Origin of the sequence: Streptomyces capoamus, from assembly GCF_014654935.1 — a bacterium.
GTDB classification, from domain to species: domain Bacteria; phylum Actinomycetota; class Actinomycetes; order Streptomycetales; family Streptomycetaceae; genus Streptomyces; species Streptomyces capoamus.
On record NZ_BNBF01000007.1, the window covers coordinates 330428 to 330703 of the forward strand.

The 276-nt window shown below is 71.4% G+C and carries 1 protein-coding gene; it reads right to left on the reverse strand.

What is annotated here, in order from left to right; translation table 11 throughout:
• A partial coding sequence (locus IE312_RS40025) for an AAA family ATPase (RefSeq protein ID WP_229899747.1) occupies window positions 1-276 on the reverse strand: 276 nt, incomplete at both ends.

Sequence of the window (276 nt, forward strand, 5' to 3'; positions counted from 1 at the left end):
CGGCGAGCAGCTGGCCGCGCCCGATCACGATGAGGTGGTCGGCGGTCAGCGCCATCTCGCTCATCAGGTGGGAGGAGACGAAGACCGTGCGGCCCTCGGCCGCGAGGGCCTTCATCAGGTTGCGGACCCAGAGGATGCCCTCGGGGTCGAGGCCGTTGACCGGCTCGTCGAACAGCAGCACCTGCGGGTCGCCGAGCAGTGCGGCGGCGATGCCCAGGCGCTGGCCCATGCCGAGCGAGAACCCCTTGGAGCGCTTCCTGGCCACGCCCTGGAGGC